The 24,643-nt window shown below is 61.4% G+C and carries 22 protein-coding genes; 7 read left to right on the top strand and 15 right to left on the bottom strand.

Translation table 11 applies throughout. The features are described 5' to 3' along the window. Positions 1-9 precede the first annotated feature (9 nt). Complete coding sequence (gene glnK, locus J3P94_RS01570; protein ID WP_002555808.1) at positions 10-348, bottom strand: P-II family nitrogen regulator; 339 nt, start codon at positions 346-348, stop codon at positions 10-12. A gap of 414 nt (positions 349-762) precedes the next feature. Between glnK and J3P94_RS01565 the strand changes: the two genes are divergently transcribed. Beyond that, a complete protein-coding gene (locus tag J3P94_RS01565) occupies positions 763-1,023 on the top strand; it encodes an accessory factor UbiK family protein (RefSeq protein ID WP_186612702.1) in 261 nt (86 codons plus the stop codon). Positions 1,024-1,027: 4 nt separating this feature from the next. Here J3P94_RS01565 and J3P94_RS01560 read toward each other — a convergent pair whose 3' ends face one another. Together J3P94_RS01560 and J3P94_RS01555 are read right to left on the bottom strand one after the other, a co-directional pair. Continuing rightward, a complete protein-coding gene (locus J3P94_RS01560) occupies positions 1,028-1,951 on the bottom strand; it encodes a sensor histidine kinase (protein ID WP_434570952.1) in 924 nt (307 codons plus the stop codon). Continuing rightward, positions 1,908-2,306: a hypothetical protein gene (locus J3P94_RS01555; RefSeq protein WP_434570950.1), complete on the bottom strand. Its 399-nt coding sequence runs from the start codon at positions 2,304-2,306 to the stop codon at positions 1,908-1,910. The genes J3P94_RS01560 and J3P94_RS01555 overlap by 44 nt, the downstream gene beginning before the upstream one ends. 219 nt (positions 2,307-2,525) lie before the next feature. On the opposite strand from J3P94_RS01555, the gene J3P94_RS01550 reads away from it, so the two are divergent. After that, a complete protein-coding gene (locus tag J3P94_RS01550) occupies positions 2,526-4,019 on the top strand; it encodes a YifB family Mg chelatase-like AAA ATPase (RefSeq protein WP_434570948.1) in 1,494 nt (497 codons plus the stop codon). A gap of 5 nt (positions 4,020-4,024) precedes the next feature. Here the strand turns inward: J3P94_RS01550 and J3P94_RS01545 are convergent, their stop codons facing one another. The 3 genes from J3P94_RS01545 to J3P94_RS01535 form a co-directional block, all read right to left on the bottom strand. After that, on the bottom strand, positions 4,025-5,239 hold the full coding sequence (locus J3P94_RS01545) for an aldose 1-epimerase family protein (RefSeq protein ID WP_434570947.1): 1,215 nt from the start codon (positions 5,237-5,239) through the stop codon (positions 4,025-4,027). A gap of 781 nt (positions 5,240-6,020) precedes the next feature. Continuing rightward, positions 6,021-7,997: a methyl-accepting chemotaxis protein gene (locus tag J3P94_RS01540; RefSeq protein WP_434570945.1), complete on the bottom strand. Its 1,977-nt coding sequence runs from the start codon at positions 7,995-7,997 to the stop codon at positions 6,021-6,023. Positions 7,998-8,179: 182 nt separating this feature from the next. Further along, the gene (locus J3P94_RS01535; RefSeq protein WP_434570943.1) at positions 8,180-9,100 is read right to left on the bottom strand and encodes a LysR substrate-binding domain-containing protein; all 921 of its coding nucleotides are present in this window, start codon (positions 9,098-9,100) and stop codon (positions 8,180-8,182) included. Positions 9,101-9,258: 158 nt separating this feature from the next. Here J3P94_RS01535 and J3P94_RS01530 point away from each other — a divergent pair, with 158 nt between their 5' ends. Continuing rightward, a complete protein-coding gene (locus J3P94_RS01530; RefSeq protein ID WP_434570942.1) occupies positions 9,259-10,653 on the top strand; it encodes a NorM family multidrug efflux MATE transporter in 1,395 nt (464 codons plus the stop codon). 110 nt (positions 10,654-10,763) lie between these two features. Here J3P94_RS01530 and J3P94_RS01525 read toward each other — a convergent pair whose 3' ends face one another. Continuing rightward, entirely contained in the window at positions 10,764-12,434 is a 1,671-nt protein-coding gene (locus J3P94_RS01525) for a putative bifunctional diguanylate cyclase/phosphodiesterase (RefSeq protein ID WP_434570940.1), read from the bottom strand. A 274-nt stretch (positions 12,435-12,708) separates the two neighbouring features. On the opposite strand from J3P94_RS01525, the gene rep reads away from it, so the two are divergent. Both rep and J3P94_RS01515 read left to right on the top strand, forming a co-directional pair. Then, on the top strand, positions 12,709-14,718 hold the full coding sequence (rep, locus tag J3P94_RS01520; RefSeq protein ID WP_434570938.1) for a DNA helicase Rep: 2,010 nt from the start codon (positions 12,709-12,711) through the stop codon (positions 14,716-14,718). A 54-nt stretch (positions 14,719-14,772) separates the two neighbouring features. Then, positions 14,773-15,345, top strand: a complete 573-nt coding sequence (locus tag J3P94_RS01515) for a xanthine phosphoribosyltransferase (protein ID WP_003206836.1) — start codon at positions 14,773-14,775, stop codon at positions 15,343-15,345. 46 nt (positions 15,346-15,391) lie between these two features. Here the strand turns inward: J3P94_RS01515 and J3P94_RS01510 are convergent, their stop codons facing one another. The 6 genes from J3P94_RS01510 to dadA form a co-directional block, all read right to left on the bottom strand. Next, on the bottom strand, positions 15,392-17,326 hold the full coding sequence (locus J3P94_RS01510) for an acetyl-CoA hydrolase/transferase C-terminal domain-containing protein (protein WP_434570935.1): 1,935 nt from the start codon (positions 17,324-17,326) through the stop codon (positions 15,392-15,394). A 137-nt stretch (positions 17,327-17,463) separates the two neighbouring features. Next, the gene (locus J3P94_RS01505) at positions 17,464-17,877 is read right to left on the bottom strand and encodes a c-type cytochrome (RefSeq protein WP_434574329.1); all 414 of its coding nucleotides are present in this window, start codon (positions 17,875-17,877) and stop codon (positions 17,464-17,466) included. 183 nt (positions 17,878-18,060) lie between these two features. Continuing rightward, positions 18,061-18,609: a cupin domain-containing protein gene (locus J3P94_RS01500; protein WP_030138196.1), complete on the bottom strand. Its 549-nt coding sequence runs from the start codon at positions 18,607-18,609 to the stop codon at positions 18,061-18,063. A gap of 128 nt (positions 18,610-18,737) precedes the next feature. Then, complete coding sequence (gene alr / locus J3P94_RS01495; protein ID WP_434570933.1) at positions 18,738-19,811, bottom strand: alanine racemase; 1,074 nt, start codon at positions 19,809-19,811, stop codon at positions 18,738-18,740. A 97-nt stretch (positions 19,812-19,908) separates the two neighbouring features. After that, a complete protein-coding gene (locus J3P94_RS01490; RefSeq protein ID WP_434570931.1) occupies positions 19,909-20,262 on the bottom strand; it encodes a RidA family protein in 354 nt (117 codons plus the stop codon). Next, positions 20,234-21,538, bottom strand: coding sequence for a D-amino acid dehydrogenase (gene dadA / locus J3P94_RS01485; RefSeq protein WP_434570929.1), 1,305 nt, complete (start codon positions 21,536-21,538; stop codon positions 20,234-20,236). The genes J3P94_RS01490 and dadA overlap by 29 nt, the downstream gene beginning before the upstream one ends. 155 nt (positions 21,539-21,693) lie before the next feature. Between dadA and J3P94_RS01480 the strand changes: the two genes are divergently transcribed. Beyond that, the gene (locus J3P94_RS01480) at positions 21,694-22,182 is read left to right on the top strand and encodes an Lrp/AsnC ligand binding domain-containing protein (RefSeq protein ID WP_003206849.1); all 489 of its coding nucleotides are present in this window, start codon (positions 21,694-21,696) and stop codon (positions 22,180-22,182) included. Positions 22,183-22,292: 110 nt separating this feature from the next. Here J3P94_RS01480 and J3P94_RS01475 read toward each other — a convergent pair whose 3' ends face one another. After that, a complete protein-coding gene (locus J3P94_RS01475) occupies positions 22,293-22,646 on the bottom strand; it encodes a YkgJ family cysteine cluster protein (protein ID WP_434570927.1) in 354 nt (117 codons plus the stop codon). A 146-nt stretch (positions 22,647-22,792) separates the two neighbouring features. Between J3P94_RS01475 and J3P94_RS01470 the strand changes: the two genes are divergently transcribed. After that, entirely contained in the window at positions 22,793-24,106 is a 1,314-nt protein-coding gene (locus J3P94_RS01470; protein ID WP_434570926.1) for an NAD(P)/FAD-dependent oxidoreductase, read from the top strand. A gap of 113 nt (positions 24,107-24,219) precedes the next feature. On the opposite strand, the gene J3P94_RS01465 is transcribed toward J3P94_RS01470, so the two are convergent. Further along, positions 24,220-24,465, bottom strand: a complete 246-nt coding sequence (locus J3P94_RS01465; RefSeq protein ID WP_434570925.1) for a DUF1127 domain-containing protein — start codon at positions 24,463-24,465, stop codon at positions 24,220-24,222. Positions 24,466-24,643: the final 178 nt, after the last annotated feature.

The raw sequence follows: 24,643 nt of genomic DNA, 5'->3' as shown, positions 1-24,643 counted from the left end.
TTTGGCGGCTTAGATAGCGTCGGTATCGGTTTCGCCGGTACGGATGCGGATAGCCTGTTCCAGATTGACCACAAAGATCTTTCCGTCACCAATCTTGCCGGTGTTGGCGGCCTTGGTAATCGCCTCGATGACCCGATCAAGATCCTTGTCGTCGATGGCAACGTCGATCTTCACCTTGGGCAGGAAATCGACCACGTATTCCGCGCCGCGGTACAGCTCGGTGTGACCTTTCTGCCGACCGAAGCCTTTGACTTCAGTGACGGTAATGCCCTGCACGCCGATTTCGGACAGCGACTCGCGCACGTCGTCCAACTTGAACGGCTTGATGATGGCAGTGACTAGCTTCATGAAACTCTCTCCCGAATTGGTGGACTTGCCCCAGGAAAACAAACCCGACTCAAGTCTAAGCGCAGTGCCTGGCTTTGTAACGCGTCGTCGGCCCAAGTTGCCCGACTGGCGCCAGCTGACTACTCCTGACGAAACTCCCCGCTCCGCCTGCTGCACTGCATTCGTCACAGCGACTGCATCAGTGCATGGGTCATCAGCCACTAAGCAGAAAGCTTGCCATCTGTGCCCAACCCCCCGGATTTCAACCCCTTGACCACCGCGCCCGCCCGGCACGCGCCACGAACCGGAGCGATACGCACAACAACGGTGCGGTGGCGCCCGGCACAGTGCGCGAAAAGCGTGCATCCACGCCTGGCGAATTGACTATAGACCCTGCGTGATACACTGCCCGCCATCGTTTCCAGGACACCTGCCATGCTTGCCCCCAAAGATCTCCTCGACGCCCTGAGCGGCCACGCCTCCCGCCTGTTGAGCGGCGACACCCCCCTGCCCAAAAGCGAAATCGAAAGCCAGTTCAAGGCGCTGCTGCAAAGCGGCTTCAGCAAGCTGGACCTGGTGAGCCGGGAAGAATTCGACAGCCAGATGGTCGTGCTGGCCCGAACTCGGGCGCGGTTGGAGAGTCTCGAAGCGAAGGTGGCCGAGCTGGAAGAGCGCCTGAATTCGACGCCGCAATAAGCAGTCAACGAGTCGCTGCCTTCTGCGACTGCCCCGGGACAAGCGTGATCGGCAACTCCAAGGCAAACAGCGCACCCTTGCCCGGCCCCGCGCTCTGCACCGTCAGGTCCCCGCCCATCTCATGGGCTGCGAGGATGCAGCTATGCAGGCCAAAACCATGGCCGTCGGGACGCGTCGTGAAACCATGCTCGAACACCCGCGTCAGATTCTCCGCGCTGATGCCCTCGCCGTTGTCCTCGACCTCTATCCGCACACGCGTGTCGTCAACGGCCTTCAGTCGCAAGGTGATGTGCGATGGCCGATCGGTGACAGAGACCAGCGCCTGCTTGGCGTTATTGATCAGGTTGACCAATATCTGCAGGACCTTGTGCTTGTCCAGCGACATCATCGGAATATCGTTGAGCTCCTGGACCAGCGTCACCTTGTGCCGCACCAGCGACACGCCACTGATACGCACCACATCCTCGACCAGCTCCCGCAACAAGCCCGGTTCGAGCACGCTGGAGTAACCGGCATAGGATTGTTGGGTCGCGACGATGTCCTTGATGTGGTCGACCCTGCGGCTCAGTTGCGTCAACTCAGCAATCATGGCCTGCTGCTCGGTCGCCAGCGCGTCGGCCAACTTGCCCAGATAGTCCGGTAGCGCACGGCCCTTCGGATCGCTGCTGATGAAATCGCCGAGATCATCCGGATGCTCTTTCAGTAGCTGAACAACCTTGGCGACGCCCGGCCCCTTCGATGTTTGCACCTTATCGAAGAGAACCTGGGCGGACACGTTGACACTGTTGAGCACATTGCCCACGTTATGCAGCACATTGGTGGCAATTTCCGCCATGCCAGCCCGGCGAGCTGTCGTCACCAGCTCGGCCTGAGCCTCGCGCAACTCATCGTTGACCTTGGCCAGCTGTCGCGGACTGGGAATCTTCAAGGCAGCGGGCACCAGCCGGATCAACAGGATGGCGGTGATCACAGAGGCAATGGCAGTGATCACTTTCACCAGGGCGGACAAACCAATAATACGGCTGCCAGATGGTCAGGATCTCCATCACATGGCTAGTTCCGCAGGCGAGGATAAACACGCCGAACGCCGTCAGCATCCAGTCGAAAGGAACGTCCTTGCGCTTGTTGATGAAGTAAATGAGCGTAAAGGGAATGGAGACATAGCTGAGGGTGATCAAGCTGTCGGCGATCACATTGGTCCACAACAGATCCGGGCGCCACAGGTAACAATGCCCATGGGGCATGAAGCGCTTGTCGGTCAACAACGCCAACAGATCATCCATCGTCACTTCCTCGCTACGCCGTTGATCTCGCCAGATGCCTATCAGACAAATCCAGCGTAGCAGAGCCTTGGTCCGCACCGTTCGTATCCAGAGTGCGCCCATCGCCTCGGTAATATTCTGCCAAGATTTCACCTTTCAATTGCCAGGCTCGCGCGGCTTCACCCGACTAGTCTTCAAGAGCCGCAGGACGCGGCTCTTTATTCATTCAAGGAACGCTTCATGTCGCTCGCCATCGTCCACAGCCGCGCCCAGGTGGGGGTCGAGGCTCCTGCCGTTACCGTTGAGGTTCACCTGGCCAATGGCTTGCCATCGCTGACCATGGTCGGCCTGCCAGAAGCCGCCGTGAAGGAAAGCAAGGATCGGGTGCGCAGCGCGATCATCAACTCGGGGCTCAGCTTTCCGGCGCGGCGCATCACCCTGAACCTGGCGCCGGCGGACCTGCCCAAGGACGGCGGGCGGTTCGACCTGGCGATTGCCCTTGGCATCCTGTCGGCCAGCGTGCAGGTGCCGACGCTGATGCTGGACGACGTCGAATGCCTCGGCGAGCTGGCGTTGTCCGGGGCGGTACGACCGGTGCGCGGGGTGTTGCCCGCGGCGCTGGCGGCACGCAAGGCTGGACGCATGCTTGTGGTGCCTTGGGCGAATGCCGAGGAGGCCTGCCTGGCGTCGGGACTGAAAGTGATCGCGGTGAATCACCTGCTCGAAGCGGTGGCGCATTTCAATGGCCACACCCCGGTCGAACCCTTTGTTTCCAACGGGCTACTTTCGGCCAGCAAGCCCTACCCCGATCTCAGTGAGGTCCAGGGCCAGGCCGGGGCCAAGCGTGCTTTGCTGATCGCGGCAGCAGGAGCCCATAACCTGTTGTTCAGCGGCCCGCCCGGTACCGGCAAGACGCTGCTGGCGAGCCGTTTGCCAGGGTTATTGCCGCCCTTGGCCGAAAGCGAGGCCCTGGAAGTCGCGGCGATCCAGTCGGTCGCCAGTTGCGTGCCGTTGAGCCATTGGCCGCAGCGTCCGTTCCGTCAGCCGCATCATTCGGCGTCCGGCCCAGCGCTGGTGGGCGGTGGGTCCAAGCCGCAACCGGGAGAAATCACCCTTGCTCATCACGGCGTGCTGTTTCTGGATGAGTTGCCGGAATTCGACCGCAAGGTGCTGGAAGTGCTGAGAGAACCGTTGGAGTCAGGGCACATCGTGATATCCCGCGCCCGCGACCGGGTGCGCTTTCCGGCGCGCTTCCAGCTGGTGGCGGCGATGAATCCCTGCCCGTGTGGCTATCTCGGCGAGCCCAGCGGTCGTTGCTCCTGCACACCGGACATGGTGCAGCGTTACCGCAACAAACTGTCCGGCCCGCTGCTCGACCGGATCGACCTGCACCTGACCGTGGCCCGGGAAGCCACCGCACTGAACCCCAAGAGCGAACCGGGGGACGACACCGCCACCGCCGCCGAACGGGTGGCCGATGCCCGTGAACGCCAGCAAGCACGCCAAGGCTGTGCCAATGCGTTCCTGGATCTGCCGGGCCTGCGCCGGCACTGCAAACTGTCCACCACCGACGAAGCCTGGCTGGAAACCGCTTGCGAACGGCTGACCCTGTCGCTGCGAGCCGCCCATCGTTTGCTCAAGGTCGCCCGGACATTGGCCGACCTTGAGCAAACGGAGCGAATCAGCCGCGAACATCTGGCCGAAGCCCTGCAGTATCGCCCCGCCACGGTTTGAACCGCTTATGGCTTGCTCAGGTCCACCAACGGGGTATCGCGCACCTCGGTTTTCCGATCGCCCTGGATGTCATCGATGCGCTTGAGGGCCTTGTCCACGGCAACCTTGTTTGCCAGAAGGCTGTAGTGGATCTGGAATTGCTTGCGCTCTTTCGGTGCGATGGTCGGCACCAGGCCCAGTGGTCGCTGATAGCGGCGGTTGTAGGAGAAACTGGTGCCCGGCTCCAGGCCGGTCACGTAGCCCTGGCCTTGGGTATCGGTGTTTTTCCACAGGGAAAATACAGGAAGCGTCCCGGTGTTGAAGCCCACCGACACGCCGAGGCTACCGGCCTTGTTGTGCAATACGGTCAGCGTATCGCCCTTGGCGTCGGCATAAGGCACGACGTTGTAGACGGTTTCGTCGTAGTCCTTGGTTGGGGCCCGATAGGTTTGCCAGTCTTTCAGGTCGCCCTTGGCCTTGTCGTTGAATGGCGACACCTGTTTGACCGGTGCTGCGAAGCGCGCATCCTGCTCCAGGAACGGCGTACTGAAGTTGCTGTGATAGAGCGCCTGGTATTCCTTCGGATAGTCGCCATTGTTGGTCAGCGTGTCATTGAGCGCGAAGGTCACGCTACCGGGTTCGGTGACCAGTTCGGTCTGCACCGAAAAGTCGACTTTCTTGAACGCCTGCTCCTTCAACTCGCCTCGCAGGGTAATCGCGTAGGGCGGTTTTTCATCGATGTGCAGGGTGACTTTGTTCGCCGGGATATTGGCCGCGCGGCCGTGCAAGGTCAGCAGCTCGCCATTGTCCATGCCCGGATGACCGACCCATTCGTAGCCGCAGCGGGTGACCAGCTCGTTGAATCCTTCCAGCCAACCCAAACCGCCCCGGCCATTGAGCTCGATGAATGCCGGATTGACCACTTCCTTGACCGGCGAATCCCACCCCATACGGACATCGCCGACCGAGGCCTGCAGCACATTCATGCCGCGGGTCGGGACGACCGAGAGTTTCATCGTGCCGTTGTCGATATCGACGATGCTGACGCCTTCCTGGCGACCGCCGTGCAGGGTGCGCATCGTCACGGAAAACGGCTTGTCGGTCTTCACACCGAGCTGCTGACTGGTGATTTGCCAGGGCTGTGCGGCCTTGTCGGTATCGAGCAGGACATAATCCCAGGCCATGGCGTGGGAGGCAGCACCGAGGGCGCTGAGGGCAACGAGGAGTTTGAGCGGAGTCATGGAAACGACCTTTTATTGGAGTTGTGCGGTTTTTATAGACTTGAAGAAACGTTTCAGCAAGCCGAAAAACAGCAATCAACCGCAAAAAAGAGCGCGCCTACAGAATCAGGCAGCTTTTTTTTGGGAGCGAGCCTGCTCGCGAAAGCGGTGAGTCAGTAGATAGAGATATGGCAGGAAGGCCGCCTTCGCGAGCAGGCTCGCTCCCACAGGGGAATTGCGGCGGAACATCTCTGCGTCCCACCTGGAATCATTGTGGGAGCGAGCCTGCTCGGAATAGCAGTGGGTTAGCTGACAGCGATGTGGCTGGAAGGCCGCCTTCGCGAGCAGGCTCGCTCCCACAGGGGAATTGCGGCGGAACATCTCTGCGTCCCACCTGGAATCATTGTGGGAGTGAGCCTGCTCGCGAAAGCGGTGGGTCAGTTGATAGAGATATGGCAGGAAGACCGCCTTCGCGAGCAAGCTCGCTTCCACAGGGGAATTGCGGCGGAATCATCTCTGCGTCCCACCTGGAATCATTGTGGGAGCGAGCCTGCTCGCGAAAGCAGTGGGTTAGCTGACCGCGATGTGGCTGGAAGGCCGCCTTCGCGAGCAGGCTCGCTCCCACAGGGGAATTGCGGCGGAATCATCTCTGCGTCCCACCTGAAATCACTGTGGGAGCGAGCCTGCTCGCGAAAGCGGTGGGTCAGTTGATAGAGATGTGGCTGGTCAGCCGTCATCGCGAGCAAGCTCGCTCCCACAGTAGTGCTGGGTGAGCTTGCTCGTGATGTTGCCGCAGGAAGCCTCAGCGGAACCGATCAACCTCTTTGCGCAGGTCCTGCGCCAGTTTTTCCAGTTCCTTGGCGGTGATCGCCAGGTTCGAGACTACTTCGCGTTGTTCGCTGTTGGCCATCGCGATGCTTTGCAGGTTGCTGCTGAGCAAGGTCGCGGTGCTGCTCTGCTCTTGGGTGGCCGTGGTGATCGCTGCAAACTGCTGGCCGGCCGAGCGGCTTTGCTCGTCGATGCGTGCCAGGGCCGAGGCGACGTTGGCGTTGCGCGACAAGCCTTCCTGCATGAGCAGGTTGCCCTTCTCCATCGTACTGATGGCATTGCCGGTTTCCTGCTGGATGCTGTTGATCATGCCAGAGATTTCGTCAGTGGCCTGGCGGGTACGCGACGCCAGGCTACGGACCTCGTCGGCCACCACGGCAAAACCACGGCCCTGTTCACCCGCGCGCGCGGCTTCGATGGCAGCGTTCAAGGCCAGCAGGTTGGTTTGCTCGGCAATCGAGGTGATCACGCCGACGATGCCGCCAATTTCCTGGGAGCGCTGACCCAAGGTGTTGATGACCGTGGCCGTGCTGTTCAACGCGCCAGCGATCTGTTCCAGCGATGACGAAGCTTCGTCCATCGAGGTACGGCCGATGCGGGTCTGCTGGGCGTTGTCCTGGGCCAGACGCTCGGTATTGCCCATGTTATCGGCGATGTTCAACGAGGTGGCGCTGAACTCTTCCACTGCGCCCGCCATGCTGGTGATTTCGCCGGACTGCTGCTCCATCCCTTCATACGCACCGCTGGACAATCCGGACAACGCCTGGGCACGACTGTTGACCTCCTGCGAGGCCTTGCGGATATGCTCGACCATGGTCGACAAGGCTTGGCTCATCTGGTTGAAGGCACGGGCCAGTTGGCCAATTTCATCGTGGCTGGATACGTTCAGACGCACGCTCAGGTCGCCGGCGCCCAGCGCTTCGGCCTGACGTACCAGATCGCCCAAGGGCGCCAGTTTGCTACGCAACAGCCACACCGCCGCGCCGACCGCCAGCAACATTGCCAGCAGGCTGCCAATGGCCAGTTGCGTACCGACGTTCCAGGTTACTGCGTTGATTTCGGTTTTCGGCATGCTCGCCACCACCGCCCACGGCCCGCCCTCGAACGTCACGGCGACGCTGTAGAATTCTTCTGCGGTGTCTTCCCAGAACGCACCCTTGCCCGGCTTCTTGATCAAACCGGTGATAGCCGCGGTGGCGTTGTCCAGCGCCTGCACACCCGCTGGCGGTACCAACCATTTGTTCTGTTCGTCCAACAGCGCCAGGGAACCGGTCTGGCCGATGCGGAAGCGCTTGAGGTTGTCGAATTGCGCATTCTGCGCATCGGTGTAATCGAATCCTACATACAACACGGCAATAATCTTGCCGCTGCCGTCGCGAACGGGCGTGTATTGCGACATGTAGAAACGACCGAAGAGCAAGGCCCGGCCGATGTAGCTCTGCCCGCTGATCACCGGGCCGTACGCAGGGCCCGCGCGGTCGAGTACGGTGCCGATGGCCCGCGTACCGTCCTGCTTGCTCACCGAGGTACTGACGCGGATGAAGTCGTCGCCGCTACGCACGAATATAGTCGCTACGCCGGCGGTCATCGCCTTGAACTCGTCCACTTCCTTGAAGTTGTTGTTCAACACTTCGCTGCCCAGGCTCAAGCCTGGCGTCTGCACGCCCGCCACCGTCACCGGCTGGTCCGGATGCACGCTCAGACCCGCGCTGAAGCGCTTTTCGAACAGCCCCGCCAACCGCTGGGTGCTCTCGCGCAAGGTGCTATGGAAGGTATTGAGCTGGTCGGCCATCAGGCGCGCTTCGCTGGCCAGGTGCTCTTCACGAGTGGAAAGGTTGGCGGCGTCCAGTGAACGCAAGGCGAAGACGGTACTGCCGGAAATCACGACCGCCAGTATCACGGCAAGGGCAAGGCCTAGCTGTGAGGCGATCCGGGCGCGGGGTTGAGACATGACGGCTCCTGGCCGAGAGACTGGATCATCCTGATCACGTCGCACGCTCGGCATTCAATTTTTTGAGGTGTGGGCCCTTTCTGTACGAAGGTTCTATGTTCACGGATTCGGCCGCAGAACCGAATACTTGAGCGCTTTGGAAGGAATAAAGCCAAGTCGCCAGCGGGGCCTGTTTGTCCCCTTCAGGCCAGGCGTTTCACGTCGGGCAGTTGCATGTCGCTTACCTCGCCCTGGAGAAAATCGCTGAGCCTGCGCAAACGTTCACCTCCAGGCCGGGTCTTCGGCCAGACGAGGTAATAGTGCTCGCCGCTGGCAACAGCCGTAGGCCACGGCAGACTCAAGCGTCCCTGGGCAACGTCCTCGGCGACCATCAACAAATCGCCCATGGACACACCATAGCCCCGCGCGGCAGCGATCATGCCCAGTTCCAGCGTATCAAATACCTGGCCGCCCTTGAGCGAGACCTTGTCCGCCAGCCCCATGCGCTGCAACCAGTTGCGCCAGTCCCGGCGATCCGGCGTGGGGTGCAACAGCTCGGCGCTGGCCAGCCGCGCCACGTCCCAGGGTTGGTCGTTGAGCAGAGTCGGTGCGCCGACCGGAATCAGCTCCTCGGGGAACAGCAGACTGGCCTCCCAGTCCGCCGGAAAGTGCCCGTTGCCCAGCAGAACCGCGCAGTCGAACGGTTCGGTGTTGAAGTCCACCGAGTCGACGTCCATCCAGGCGCTGGTCAATTGCACTTCGTTGCCGGGTTGCAGATGCCGAAAGCGGCTCAGGCGCGCCAGCAACCAACGCATGGTCAGGGTCGACGGAGCCTTCATGCGCAAAATTCCGTCCTCGCCGTGCAAGGTATGGCAAGCACGCTCCAGCGCCATGAAACCCTCCCGCACGCCCGGCAGCAGCAGGCGTGCCGCCTCGGTCAGTTGCAGGTTGCGGCCGCTGCGCTGAAACAGCCGACAGGCGAAGTGTTCCTCAAGCGTGCGAATGTGGCGGCTGACCGCGCTCTGGGTAATCGACAGCTCTTCAGCGGCCCGGGTAAACGAGCTGTATCGCGCCGCCGCTTCGAATGCCCGCAACGCATAAAGAGGAGGGAGGCGACGAGACATCGGGAAGGCTCCTGTGGCTTTTTTCGAACCCTATCAGAAGATTCGCCCAGCATGAGTTTTAATCATGCCAGCAATCGGTTTTATCCTTTTGTGCAAACCACCGCAAGCGCCGAGAATCGACGTCTTACTGCCTTGTTTGAACATGGAGCGTGACGATCATGCGGCATCCGGTGCGTACCGAACTCTGGGCCATCCTGCGGCTGGCGGGGCCGTTGATTGCTTCGCAGCTGGCGCACATGCTGATGGTGCTGACCGACACCTTGATGATGGCGCGCCTGAGTCCGGAAGCCTTGGCCGGTGGCGGTCTGGGGGCGGCGAGTTACTCGTTCGTGTCGATTTTCTGCATCGGCGTGATCGCTGCAGTCGGTACGCTGGTCGCGATCCGCCAGGGCGCTGGCGATATTGAAGGCGCCACCCGGCTGACCCAGGCCGGGTTATGGCTGGCCTGGTTGATGGCGCTGGTGGCCGGGTTGCTGTTGTGGAACCTCAAGCCGGTGCTGCTGTTGTTCGGCCAGACTGAAACCAACGTCCTCGCCGCCGGCCAGTTCCTGCTGGTGTTGCCGTTCGCCCTGCCCGGCTACCTGAGTTTCATGGCCCTGCGTGGATTTACCAGCGCGATCGGCCGGGCCACTCCGGTCATGGTGATCAGCCTCGGCGGCACGGTGGCCAACTTCCTGCTCAACTACGCGCTCATCACCGGCATGTTCGGCTTGCCGAAGCTCGGCCTGATGGGGATCGGCCTGGTGACGGCGATTGTTGCCAACTGCATGGCCCTGGTGCTTGCCTGGCACATCCACCGGCACCCGGCCTACCGCGCCTATCCATTGCTTGAAGGCCTGTCGCGGCCCAATCGCCAATACCTCAAGGAACTGTGGCGCCTGGGCCTGCCGATTGGTGGTACCTACGCCGTGGAAGTCGGGCTGTTCGCGTTCGCCGCGCTGTGCATGGGCACCATGGGCAGCACGCCGTTGGCTGCGCACCAGATCGCTCTGCAAATCGTCTCGGTGGCATTCATGGTTCCAGCGGGCATGTCGTACGCGATCACCATGCGCATCGGCCAGCATTACGGCGCCGGGCAGTTGCTCATGGCACGCCTGGCCGGACGGGTCGGGATCGGCTTTGGGGCAGCGGCGATGCTGGCCTTCGCCATGGTGTTCTGGCTGCTGCCCAATCAACTGATCGGTTTGTTCCTGGATCACGATGACCCGGCGTTCCGCCCGGTGATCGACCTGGCTGTGAGCCTGCTGGCCGTGGCGGCGTGGTTCGAGCTGTTCGACGGTACGCAAACCATTGCCATGGGCTGTATCCGTGGCCTGAAGGACGCCAAGACCACCTTCCTGGTAGGCCTGGGTTGCTACTGGCTGATTGGCGCGCCCGCTGCCTGGTGGATGGCCTTTCATTTGAACTGGGGGCCGACTGGTGTCTGGTGGGGCCTGGCCCTGGGGCTGGCGTGCGCGGCGGTGAGCCTGACGTGGGCATTCGAGTGGAAGATGAAGCGGATGATTCGCAGCGAGCCGGAGCAGCAGAGCTTCGAAGCGATCCAGGCGAAGTGAAAATACATCCCCTGTGGGAGCGAGCCTGCTCGCGAAGGCGGTGTGTCAGTTGGTGGATGTCCGGCTGACACTCCGCTTTCGCGAGCAGGCTCGCTCCCACAGGGTCTTGATCAACTCACTTCCACCGTGGATTGCCCATCACCTTCAAACGTCAGGTATTCAACCAATTCCACTAACGGCAGCGGCTTGCTGATCAGGAAGCCCTGCACCTGATCGCAACCGAAACCCCGCAGCAGATCCATCTGTTCATGGGTCTCGACGCCTTCGGCCACGACTTCAAGATTGAGGTTATGGGCCAGGTTGATCATCGCATGCACCAGCTTGCGGTTCTCTTCACGCTGCTCCATGCCGCCAACGAAACTCTTGTCGATCTTGAGCAGGGCGATGGGCAGGCTGTTGAGGTGCACGAACGAAGAAAATCCGGTACCGAAATCGTCCAGGGAGAACCGCACGCCCAGGCGCCCCAGGGCATCCATGGTCTGCTTGACCAGTTCGCTGCGACGCATGACGGCGGTTTCGGTGAGTTCGAACTCCAGCCACTGGGCCTCGACACCCCGTTCGCTGATCAACCGACTCAAGGTCGGCAGCAGCTGGCTGTCCTGGAATTGCCGGAACGACAGGTTGATCGCCATGTGCAGCGGCGCCAGGCCCCGCTCGCGCAGGGCCTGCATGTCTCGTAGCGCCCGGGAAATTACCCAGTAGCCCAACGGTACGATCAGGCCGCTCTGCTCGGCCAGCGGCACGAATTCGCTTGGCGGCAGCAGCCCGCGCTCGCCGTGACGCCAGCGCACCAGGGCTTCGAGGCCGACAATGGTGCCATCGGCAAGGTTCAGCCGCGGCTGGTAATGCAATTCCAGTTCGTCGCGACGCAGCGCCCGGCGCAGTTCGCTTTCCAGGTCGGCGAGACTGCGGGCGTTGCGATTGATGCGTTCATTGAAGATATGAAAGGTGCAGCCTTGCGTGCTCTTGGCCTGCTGCATGGCGATATGCGCGTGCCACATCAGCGGGTCGGCACCGGCCTGGGCGCGGGCGTGGGCGATCCCCAGGCTGCAGCCGATCAGCAGGCTCTCGCCATCGACCCAGTAGGGTTCGGCCATGGCTTCGGTGATGCGCTCAGCCATCCACTCGGCCCGCTGGGGCGCGCGGCGGGTATCGATCAGCAGGGCGAATTCGTCGCTGCCCAGCCGCGCCAGTTGATCACCGACCTCCAGCGCGCCCTTGAGCCGCGAGACCACCTGCAGGATGAGACGGTCGCCGGCCTGATGACCGAGCGCGTCGTTGGCGTGACGAAAGTTATCGAGATCCAGATGGCCGAGCGCCAGGCCACGGCCTTCGTTTTCAGCCAGGCGTGCCGCCAGCAGGGTCTGGAAGCCTTGGCGGTTGGCGATGCCGGTCAACGGGTCCTGCTCGGCGAGCCGTTGCAGAGTATTTTCCAGCACCCCGCGCTCGCGCACATGACGAAGGCAACGACGCAGCGTCGCCTCATCGAGTACGTCACGCACCAGCCAGTCGCTGACGCCGTCCGGGGGAGTCGCCGGTTCGTGCTCAAGCAACAGGACCGTTGGCAGGCGGCAACGACCGGGCGCCGGCTGCAAAGCGGCGATAGTCAACAGGACCGCATTGCGGTTGTCTTCGAACAGGCTGCTGACCGACTCCCAGCTCGGGGCGCTGAGCAACACGACCGAAGGGCCCATGGGCGCCAGGCACTCGCGCAATATCGCTGACCACTCAGGCGTTTCGGCCAATAACAGCAAACGCAAGGGTTCGACAGGCGTAGACAAGCTGACTCCCTAGACTCTGCAAGGTGGTAGGCGCGGGGCATTATGACTCGCCGACGGGCAATCACCAATGCCAATGGTTCTCAAACACTCGGTTTTGACGGTTTTTCACCTTAAAAACGAACGTTAGACCCAAATCCCGTCCGCATCCTGAGGGAAAGTAACAAAAGCGGCAATTGAAGATGATGTGCAGCGTCACAAGTCGGACAGAGCAGCACAAATCTCAGAGCCTGTTAAAATGCCGGCCCATTTCGCAAACGACTCCCTGAACCCTGTCATGTCCCGACTCAATCCCCGGCAGCAAGAAGCCGTGAACTATGTCGGCGGCCCTCTTTTGGTGCTCGCCGGTGCAGGCTCCGGCAAGACCAGCGTGATTACCCGCAAGATCGCGCACCTGATCCAGAATTGCGGCATCCGCGCCCAGTACATCGTCGCGATGACCTTCACCAACAAGGCCGCGCGGGAGATGAAGGAACGGGTCGGCGGTCTGTTGCGCGCCGGCGAAGGCCGTGGCCTGACGGTCTGTACGTTCCACAACCTGGGCCTGAACATCATTCGCAAGGAACACGCGCGACTGGGCTACAAGCCGGGCTTCTCGATTTTCGACGAGACCGACGTCAAGGCCTTGATGACCGACATCATGCAGAAGGAATACTCGGGCGACGACGGCGTCGACGAGATCAAGAACATGATCGGCGCCTGGAAAAACGACCTGATCCTGCCGCCCGAAGCCCTGGAGAACGCCCGCAACCCCAAGGAACAGACCGCCGCCATCGTCTACGCCCACTACCAGCGCACCCTCAAGGCCTTCAACGCGGTGGACTTCGACGACCTGATCCTGCTGCCGGTCAAGCTGTTCCAGGACCACGCCGACATCCTTGAGAAATGGCAGAACAAAGTCCGTTACCTATTGGTGGACGAATACCAGGACACCAACGCCAGCCAGTATCTGCTGGTGAAACTGCTGATCGGCAAACGCAACCAGTTCACCGTGGTCGGCGACGATGACCAGTCGATCTACGCCTGGCGCGGCGCGCGGCCGGAAAACCTGATGTTGCTCAAGGAAGACTACCCATCGCTCAAGGTGGTGATGCTGGAGCAGAACTATCGCTCCACCAGCCGCATCCTGCGCTGCGCCAACGTGCTGATCTCCAACAACCCCCACGAATTCGAAAAGCAGCTGTGGAGCGAAATGGGCCACGGCGACGAGATCCGTGTGATCCGTTGCCGCAACGAAGACGCCGAAGCCGAGCGCGTGGCCATGGAAATCCTCAGCCTGCACCTGCGCACCGACCGGCCGTACAGCGATTTTGCGATCCTCTATCGCGGCAACTACCAGGCCAAGCTGATCGAGCTGAAGTTGCAGCATCACCAGATCCCCTATCGTCTGTCGGGGGGCAACAGCTTCTTCGGACGCCAGGAAGTGAAGGACCTGATGGCCTACTTCCGCCTGATCGTGAACCCGGACGACGATAACGCCTTCTTGCGGGTGATCAACGTGCCACGCCGGGAAATCGGTTCGACCACCCTGGAAAAACTCGGCAACTACGCCACCGAGCGCAAGATCTCGATGTACGCCGCCACCGATGAAATCGGCTTGGGCGAGCACCTGGACAGCCGCTTCACCGACCGCCTGGCGCGCTTCAAGCGCTTCATGGACAAGGTCCGCGAGCAGTGTGCCGGCGAAGATCCGATCGCGGCGCTGCGCAGCATGGTCATGGACATCGACTATGAAAACTGGCTGCGCACCAACAGTTCCAGCGACAAGGCCGCCGACTACCGCATGGGCAATGTCTGGTTCCTGATCGAAGCGCTGAAAAACACTTTGGAAAAGGATGAAGACGGCGACATGACCGTCGAGGACGCCATCGGCAAGCTCGTTTTGCGGGATATGCTCGAGCGGCAGCAGGAAGAGGAAGAAGGCGCCGAAGGCGTGCAGATGATGACGCTGCACGCCTCCAAGGGCCTGGAATTTCCCTACGTGTTCATCATGGGCATGGAAGAGGAAATCCTCCCGCACCGCTCCAGCATCGAAGCCGACACCATTGAAGAAGAACGGCGCCTGGCCTACGTCGGGATTACCCGGGCGCGCCAGACGCTGGCCTTCACCTTCGCCGCCAAGCGCAAGCAGTACGGCGAAGTGATCGACTGCGCGCCGAGCCGTTTTCTCGATGAACTGCCGCCGGACGACCTGGCCTGGGAGGGCAACGACGACACGCCGACGGAAGTCAAAGTCGTTCGCGGCAACAGCGCCCTGGCGGATATACGCGCGATGTTGAAGCGCTAGAATCGATTATTTTTCACTGACTTCAGGCGCCGACGCGTCATCAGAGGAGGCTTCATGGAAGCCCTGCACCAGAAAATTCGTGAACAAGGCATCGTGCTTTCCGATCAGGTCCTGAAAGTTGATGCGTTCCTCAACCACCAGATCGACCCGCAGTTGATGAAGCTGATCGGCGACGAATTCGCCGCGCTGTTCAAGGATTCGGGCATCACCAAGATCGTCACCATCGAGGCCTCGGGCATCGCCCCGGCGATCATGACCGGGCTGAACCTTGGCGTGCCGGTGATCTTCGCGCGCAAACAGCAGTCGCTGACCCTGACGGAGAACCTGTTGTCCGCCACCGTGTATTCGTTCACCAAGAAGACCGAAAGCACCGTCGCCATCAGCCCGCGCCACCTGACCAGCAGCGACCGCGTGCTGATCATCGATGACTTCCTGGCCAACGGCAAAGCCTCCCAGGCGCTGATTTCCATCATCAAGCAGGCCGGCGCTACCGTGGCCGGGCTGGGCATCGTGATTGAGAAATCCTTCCAGGGTGGCCGCGCTGAGCTGGATGCCCAGGGCTACCGCGTCGAGTCGTTGGCGCGGGTGAAGTCGCTGGCGGGTGGGGTAGTGACCTTCATCGACTGATCTCCCATATCCCCTGTGGGAGCGAGCTTGCTCGCTCCCACAGGGGTCAGGTTGCTGTTTGTTGCACAGTCGCCTTCAGCCCCGCCAGCAACAACCGCTGGGCCAACTCTTCCTTGAGCCCCTCCGGGCTCGTCAGCTGCATCCGCTCCAGATGCCCGGCAAACTCCCAAGGTTCGGGTGCATCCAACGCGGCCTTGCCCAACTCCAGGATCTCGGTGAGCTTGAATTTGCTCTTGAGCCAGTTCAGCGCTCGCAGCAGATCCCGCTCCAGCCCATCGAAATCGCAGCCCAACGGATACTCCGGGAACAGATTGGGATGCCGCGCCTGGATCGCCTGCAAACGCTCCGACGTGTTGTCGGCGAAACGTGGGTCGAGACGGAAATCCTTCGGCAACTTGCCGGCGCTCTGGGCCTGCTCGATCAGCCCCGGCTGGAAGCGTGAATCGCTGATGTTGAGCAATGCCTCAATCACCGCTGCGTCGGTCTTGCCGCGCAGGTCGGCAATGCCGTACTCGGTCACGACGATGTCCCGCAGGTGCCGGGGAATCGTGCAATGCCCGTATTCCCAGACGATGTTGGAACTCACCACGCCGCCTGACTCGCGCCAACTGCGCAGCAGCAGGATCGAGCGCGCCCCTTCCAGCGCATGCCCTTGGGCAACAAAGTTGTATTGCCCACCCACACCGCTGAGCACCCGCCCGTCTTCCAATTGGTCAGCCACCCCGGCACCGAGCAACGTCATGGTGAACACCGTGTTGATGAAACGCGCATCAAGCCGCTGCAGGCGCTTGAGTTGTTCCTGGCCGTACAGCTCGTTGATGTAGCTGATGCGCGTCATGTTGAATTCGAAGCGCCGGCTCTGCGGCAATTCGCGCAAACGCTCGTAGAAGCTGCCCGGGCCGAGGAAGAACCCGCCATGGATGCAAATGCCGTCGGGTTGCGCCGCCTCGTCGAGTGTCCCGGCGTTAGCCTGCTCCTGGGTGGGCTCATCGGGATAGACCTTGCGCCGGATAATCCCGGCCTCCGCCAACACCAGCAAACCGTTGACGAACATTTCGCTGCAACCGTACAGCCCTTTGGCAAACGGCTCGGTCCCGCCCTCTCGCTCGATCAACTGCGCCCACTGGCTCAGATTCAGGTCCGCCAGCAACGCCTGGTAACCGGCGTTATCGGCCTGGCGCGCCAACAGCGCCGCCGTCAACGCATCGCCCATGGAGCCGATGCCGATCTGCAACGTACCGCCGTCACGCACCAAGGTACTGGCATGCAGGCCGATCAAATGGTCCTGGAACCCCACCGGCATGTTCGGCGTGGAGAACAGCGTGTGGCTGTCCTTCTCGTCGATCAGCAGGTCGAAAGCGTCAATGCCAATTTCCGCATCACCGGGCATGTAGGGCAATTCGCTGTGGGCCTGCCCGACCATGAGGATGGTCTCCCCCGCCTCGCGTCGCCTGGCAATCATCGGCAACAGGTCCAGGGTGATGTCCGGGTTGCAGCTCAGGCTCAGGCGATCCGGATGCTCCGGGTCGCTCGCCACCAATTGCGCGATCAGGTTCAGGCCGGCCGCGTTGATGTCCCGCGCCGCGTGGCTGTAGTTGCTACTGACGTAGTCCTGCTGCGCCGCTGCACTGTGCAGCAGGCTACCGGGCTGCATGAAGAATTGCTGCACGCGGATGTTTGCCGGCAGGCTGTCGCGCTGTAGATCGGCAAGGTAATCGAGTTCGGGATAGTCGCCGAAGACCCGTTCGACGAAGGGCTCGAGGAAACGTTTCTGCAGACCATCGCCCAGGCTCGGTCGGCCCAGGCTCAGCGCCGTGTAGATAGTCAGCTGCCGCTCGGGCAGTTGGGCGATGCGCCGGTACAGCGCGTTGGCGAACAGGTTGGGCTTGCCCAGCCCCAATGGCATGCCCAGGTGGATATGCGCGGGCAAGCGCTCGAGCACGTCATCCACTGCCTGTTCGATTGAACACAACTGCACCATCCGACCCTCCGGGACATTCCTTGAATGTGGGTTGGACCGAGCTTGCCGGGTCTTGGTTGCGATGAACAGCCCTGGGAAAAACTCCAGGCGCAAAAAAGCCGCTCGAAAGCGGCTTTTTCGTGAAAGATGCTGGCGAATTACAGGCCGGACATCTCTTTGATGGCGCCCTTGAGCTCATCATCGGAGCAGTCGGCGCAAGTGCCTTTGGGCGGCATGGCGTTTACGCCAGTAATAGCCTTGGCCAGGATGCCGTCGAGGCCGCCCTGGTGATCGGCGCGCTCTTTCCAGGCAGCCTTGTCACCGATTTTCGGAGCGCCCAGCAGGCCGGTGCCGTGGCAGGCGTTGCAATGCTTGGCAATGACGTCTTTGGGTGCCTTGGCACCGCCTGCGCCGCCGGCTGCAGTGGCCACTTCCATGCCTTTGCATTCCTTGCCCTGAACACAAACCTGGCCAACGGGTTCAAGGCGCTTGGCGATTTCGTCGTTCGGCGCCGCTTGAGCGCTCGCAGCCCATAGGGCCAATACGGTTGCTGGTGCAGCCAGCATTTTCATAATTAGGTTCACGCGTACACCCTCAATGGTGGCTAGTCACGCCTGCGGCCACGGTTTGCAGGCGGGCGCAAGTATAGCGGTAAGCCTGTCACTCTGAAACAACCCCAAAGTCACAAGGGTCTTGTTTGTCATGACAGCCCAACATGCGGGCGCCTGTGGCGTGCGGGCCTGGCGCCTCTCGGTCTAGAAATTCGCCGGAGTGGCTGCGCTGATCAGTCGCGCCGGCACGTCGAACGGATTGCGGAAACGATGTGGCTTGGTACTTTCAAAATAGTAGCTGTCGCCGGCCTCGAGCACGAAGGTTTCTGCGCCCACCACCAGTTCCAGTCGCCCTTCCACCAGGATCCCGGTTTCCTCGCCCTCGTGGGTGAGCATTTCGTCACCGGTGTCGGCGCCAGGCGGATAGATTTCGTTCAGGAAGGCGATCGCCCGGCTCGGATGCGCCCGGCCCACCAGTTTCATGGTCACGGCGCCGTCGGAGATGTCGATCAGTTCGTTGGCTTTATAGACGATCTGGGTCGGTTTCTCCTGGAGGATCTCTTCGGAGAAAAACTCGACCATGGACATGGGAATCCCGCCAAGGACCTTGCGCAGCGAGCTGATCGAGGGGCTCACGCTGTTTTTCTCGATCATCGAAATAGTGCTGTTGGTGACGCCCGCGCGCTTGGCGAGTTCACGCTGGGAAAGGCCTTTGAGTTTACGAATGGATTGCAGTCGTTCACCGACGTCCAATGCTGGAGCCTCCAGGGAATCAGGTTATGTGGAAAGTGAGCGTTATCATGGCGACAGCGTTCAGTATTTACAACACTTTGACCCGAATCCTGTGCGGTGAAGCGACTTCCGGTAGGCGGCGCCTGGTCTCAGGTCCCGGAGTAGAGCCGTGGGACACGTCGCAGGTTGCAGAATATCTGGTAAGGAATCATGTCGGCGGCCTGCGCCACATCGCTGGCGAGAATGTTCTTGCCCCAGAGTTCGACGGTCGAGCCGAGCCCGGCCTGGGGAATATGGCTCAGGTCGACACACAGCATGTCCATCGAGACCCGCCCGACCAGCTGGCTGCGCTGACCATCCACCAGCACTGGCGTACCGTTGGGTGCCTGGCGCGGGTAGCCGTCGGCATAGCCCATGGCGACCACGCCGACCCGGGTCGGCTGGGCGGTGACGAAACGGGCACCGTAGCCCACCGGCTCGCCGGCGGGAAGCTCGCGCACGCTGATGATCTTCGACTCCAACGTCATCACCGGTTGCAGGCGCGAGGCCACGGCATTGGCCTCGTCGAACGGTGTCGCGCCGTACAACATGATGCCCGGCCGCACCCAATCGCTCGGTATTTGCGGCCAACCCAGCACCGCCGGCGAGTTGCGCAAACTGACCTCGGCCACCAGGCCTTGGCGGGCCTGATCGAATACCGCCAATTGTTGCAGACTGCTGGGGTCGTGCAGTTCGTCGGCGCGGGCGAAGTGGCTCATCAAGACGATTTTTGCCACGTTGCCACTGGCCAGCAGGCGACGGTAAGCCGACTGGTAGTCGGCCGGATGCAAACCGACCCGATGCATGCCCGAGTCGAGCTTGAGCCAGACCGTGATCGGCTTGTTAAGCGTCGCGCGCTCTATCGCTTCTAGCTGCCACAACGCATGCACGACACACCAGAAGTCGTGCTCGACGATCAATGCCAGCTCATCGGCCTCGAAGAACCCTTCCAGCAACAGGATCGGCCCACGTATACCACCGGCCCGCAGTTCCAGGGCTTCTTCAATGCAGGCCACGGCGAACCCATCCGCCGTCTCCTGCAAAGCCTCGGCGCAGCGCACCGCGCCATGCCCGTAGGCGTCGGCCTTGATTACTGCAAGGGCCTTGGCCCCAGTAACTTCACGGGCCAGTTGGTAGTTGTGACGCAGGGCTTGGAGATTGATCAGGGCACGGGCAGGACGCATGGCGGCAGGCTTCTAGGCGGTCATGGGTAAAAAAACCGGCGCAGGCTGACGGCATCAGCCATCAACGGCGCCGGGAGAGGGAGCTTTTCGACAGTTGTCAGGGCAGCGCGGCCACCACGGACAGCTCGACCAGGATCTGCGGTTCGCACAACTTGGCCTCGACAGTGGCGCGGGCCGGGGCGACGCCCTTGGGCAGCCATTTGTCCCACACCGCATTCATGCCTTGAAAATGGGCGTCGATGTCCTTCAGGTAGATCGTCACCGAAAGCAGGCGGCTCTTGTCGGTCCCGGCCAGGTCCAGCAGACGCTCGATATTGGCCAAGGTCTCGCGGGTCTGCTGCTCGATGCCGGCGCTCATGTCGTCGCCGACCTGTCCGGCCAGGTAAATGGTGCCGTTGTGCACAACGACCTGACTCATGCGGTCATTGGTGAGCTGGCGCTGGATTGCCATGTTTAGCGGACTCCTGAGGTTTGCTGCCATAACGGGAAATATCGAGGCCTTCGGCGCTGATCTGCGGCTTTTTCTTCGCCATCAGGTCCGCCAGAAGGCGACCGGAACCACAGGCCATGGTCCACCCGAGGGTGCCGTGGCCGGTATTGAGGAACAGATTCTTGAACGGCGTGGCGCCGACTATCGGCGTGCCGTCCGGGGTAGTCGGCCGCAGGCCGGTCCAGAAACTGGCCTGGGCCAGGTCGCCGCCCTGAGGATAAAGGTCGTTGACGATCATCTCCAGGGTTTCACGCCGACGCGGGTTGAGCGAGAGGTCAAAACCGGCGATTTCCGCCATGCCGCCGACGCGAATCCGGTTGTCGAACCGGGTGATCGCAACCTTGTAGGTTTCGTCGAGAATGGTCGAGGTCGGTGCCATTGCCGCATTGGTGATCGGCACGGTCAGGGAATAGCCCTTGAGTGGATACACCGGCGCGCGGATACCCAGCGGCTTGAGCAATTGCGGCGAATAGCTGCCCAGGGCCAGGACATAACGGTCGGCGGTTTCCAGCTTGCCATCGATCCAGACGCCATTGATGCGATCCCCGGCAAAATCCAGGCGCTCGATGTTCTGGTCGAAGCGAAATTGTACGCCGAGCTTCACGGCCATTTCCGCGAGGCGCGTGGTAAACATCTGGCAATCGCCGGTCTGGTCATTGGGCAGGCGCAGCGCACCGGCCAGGATATCGGTGACATTGGCCAGGGCCGGTTCGACCCGGGCGATGCCTTGGCGATCGAGCACTTCAAACGGCACGCCCGACTCCTTGAGCACGGCAATGTCCTTGGCCGCGCCATCGAGCTGGGCCTGGGTGCGGAACAATTGGGTAGTCCCCAGGCTGCGACCTTCGTAGGCAATGCCGGTTTCGGCGCGCAATTCGTCGAGGCAGTCACGGCTGTACTCGGACAGGCGGACCATGCGCTCCTTGTTGATCGCATAGCGGCTGGCGGTGCAGTTGCGCAGCATCTGCGCCATCCACAGGTACTGGTCGATGTCGGCGGTGGCCTTGATTGCCAGCGGCGCGTGACGCTGCAGCAGCCACTTGATGGCCTTGAGTGGCACACCCGGCGCAGCCCACGGCGAGGCGTAGCCCGGCGATACCTGGCCAGCGTTGGCGAAGCTGGTTTCCATGGCTGGTGCCGGCTGACGGTCGACCACCACCACTTCAAACCCGGCACGTGCCAGATAGTAAGCACTGACGGTACCGATGACGCCGCTACCCAAGACCAGAACGCGCATGTTGAAACCCTCATCGCGGATAACCGCTGACGTTTGTTATACAAAGCTTAGATGCGCGCAGTGTAAAAAAGATCAGCCAGTGCTTTTCACTATATAAATGCCTATATTTGGCGAGAATTCTCGGCAAAAACCCTTTTCACGGAGGCGCATCACCTGTGCGTACCAATACCCAGACCAAACGCGAGCTGGACAAGATCGACCGCAACATCCTGCGCATCCTCCAGGCCGACGGGCGAATTTCTTTCACCGAGCTGGGGGAAAAGGTCGGGCTTTCCACCACGCCTTGCACCGAGCGGGTGCGACGGCTGGAGCGCGAGGGGATCATCATGGGCTATAACGCCCGGCTCAATCCGCAGCACTTGAAGGGCAGCCTGCTGGTGTTCGTCGAAATCAGCCTCGACTATAAATCCGGCGACACGTTCGAGGAGTTCCGACGTGCCGTGCTGAAGTTGCCTCACGTACTGGAATGCCACCTGGTTTCGGGGGATTTCGACTATCTGGTGAAGGCGCGAATTTCTGAGATGGCCTCGTACCGCAAGCTGCTGGGCGACATCCTGCTCAAGCTGCCCCACGTTCGTGAGTCCAAGAGCTACATCGTGATGGAGGAAGTGAAGGAGAGCCTGAACCTGCCGATTCCGGATTGATGGTTGGCTTCAGGCCGCCTTCGCGAGCAGGCTCGCTCCCACGTAAGCAGGTGGCGAGCTTTGTGGGAGCGAGCCTGCTCGCGAAAGCCGCGACTCGGTATCCCAGACCGCTAGACCAACACCTGCCGAGTGCTGGCCATGTATGCATGAATCTGCTTCTCGACCCGCGGATGAATCAGCTCAACCGGCCGCCGCCCATTAGGGCATGGCAAGGTCGCGGTGGTGCCGAACAACCGGCAGATCAGCGGCCTTTCATCGTAGACCGTGCAACCGTTCGGCCCCAGGTGCACGCAATCGAGCGCCTCCAGGGCCGCGTCCTGTTCGGCGCGGCTCTTGCGTGGCAAACGAGCCATTTCTTCAGGCGAGGTGGTCACCGGACCACAGCAGTCATGACAGCCCGGTACGCACTCGAACGTAGGAATCTGCTGACGTAGCGTGCGGATTTTTTGACTGTTGCAGCTCATCGAGGCCATTACCGAATCGGGACAGCTGAGAATTCTGCCCTAAAAGCCCCATGCCAGACAGCGCCAGCCGACCAGTGTTGCCGACTGAGGAAAGCCCGGCTTATGCTCCGTAAAATTTCTCAAACACAACAATCAGGATTACGCACATGAACGCCCGTGTTCAGCAACCTGTCCCGAGCCACGCGCACGCCGCCTCCTACTACGCCGCCAGCAGCCTGCCGCAGCCGGACCATCCGGTGCTGCAAGGCGAGTTGGTGGCAGATGTCTGCGTGGTGGGCGGCGGGTTCTCCGGGATGAACACAGCCATCGAGCTGGCCGAGCGCGGCCTGAGTGTGGTGCTGCTTGAGGCGCATAAGATCGGTTGGGGCGCCAGCGGGCGGAACGGCGGCCAACTGATTCGCGGCGTGGGTCATGGTCTCGATCAGTTTGCGCCAATCGTAGGCACCGACGGCGTGCGTCAGATGAAACTGATGGGGCTCGAAGCGGTGGAAATCGTCCGCCAGCGGGTCGAGCGCTTTCAGATTTCTTGCGACCTCACCTGGGGCTACTGCGACCTCGCCAACAAACCCGCCGATCTTCAGGGTTTCGCCGCGGATGCCGAAGAACTCCGCAGCCTGGGCTATCGCTACGAGACGCGACTGCTGCAAGCCGATGAAATGCACAGCGTGGTGGGCTCGGATCGCTATGTCGGTGGCCTGATCGACATGGGCTCGGGCCACCTGCATCCGCTCAACCTGGCGTTGGGAGAGGCGGCCGCAGCGCAGCAACTGGGGGTCCGGCTGTTCGAACGATCGGCGGTGATACGCATCGACTACGGGCCACAGGTAAAAGTACACACCCACCAAGGCTCGGTCCGCGCCACGACACTGGTGCTGGGCTGCAATGCCTACCTCAACGGCCTGAACCAGGAGCTGAGCGGCAAAGTGCTGCCCGCTGGCAGCTATATCATTGCCACCGAACCGCTGAGCGAAGCGCAGGCAAACGCGCTTTTGCCACAGAACATGGCGGTTTGTGACCAGCGGGTGGCGCTGGATTACTACCGGCTTTCGGCGGATCGACGTTTGTTGTTTGGCGGGGCTTGTCACTATTCCGGCCGAGACCCGCAAGACATCGGCGCGTACATGCGGCCGAAAATGCTCAAGGTCTTCCCGCAACTGGCAGACGTGAAGATCGATTATCAATGGGGCGGGATGATCGGCATCGGCGCCAACCGCCTGCCGCAGATCGGTCGGCTCAAGGATCAGCCCAACGTGTATTACGCCCAGGCCTATTCCGGTCACGGGGTGAATGCCACGCACTTGGCCGGCAAGTTGTTGGCCGAGGCTATCAGCGGCCAGCAGGGCGGTGGGTTCGACCTGTTTGCCAAGGTACCGCACATGACATTCCCGGGCGGCAAGCATTTGCGCTCACCGCTGTTGGCGCTGGGGATGTTGTGGCACCGGTTGAAAGAATTGATCTGACCGTGGCGAGGGAGCTTGCTCCCGCTGGGTTGCGTAGCAGCCCTGAGATCCTGCGGTCGCTGCGCAACCGAGCGGGAGCAAGCTCCCTCGCCACAGGTTTGTGTGATAACGCTTCAAAGCCGCCAGAACGGCTTCAACCCTTCCGCCCGGGCCTGCTCCCGGCTCAGGCCGATATCGCGCAACTGTTCGGTTGTCAGCTCCAACAAGGCCTTGCGTGTATGCAGACGATGCCAGAACAGGCCCCAGCGGCTCAAGCCGGACGGGGCGTTGCGCAGCATGGCATCACGCAGCCCCTTTTCCTGCCCCGCCGCCAGTTCCTGAGTGTGTAACGTCAGCCGTACATCGCTCAAGCCGTTCATTTTGATCGCTCCTGTTTACTTGGGTAGCCAGAGCTTTCATGATGCGCGGGCGGCCAGATTCAATACAGATTCAAACACTACCTTTTAAAGCCATACAGATTGAGCGTTTTGCGCACTGAATTGTAGTTTTGCGGTTCATCTGTATCGGTTGGCGTTTTCATCTCATCGGGGATGCACC

The sequence above is a fragment of the Pseudomonas sp. Z3-8 genome, from assembly GCF_051131975.1.
Taxonomy (GTDB): domain Bacteria; phylum Pseudomonadota; class Gammaproteobacteria; order Pseudomonadales; family Pseudomonadaceae; genus Aquipseudomonas.
This window is presented reverse-complemented; position numbering and strand designations above follow the sequence as displayed.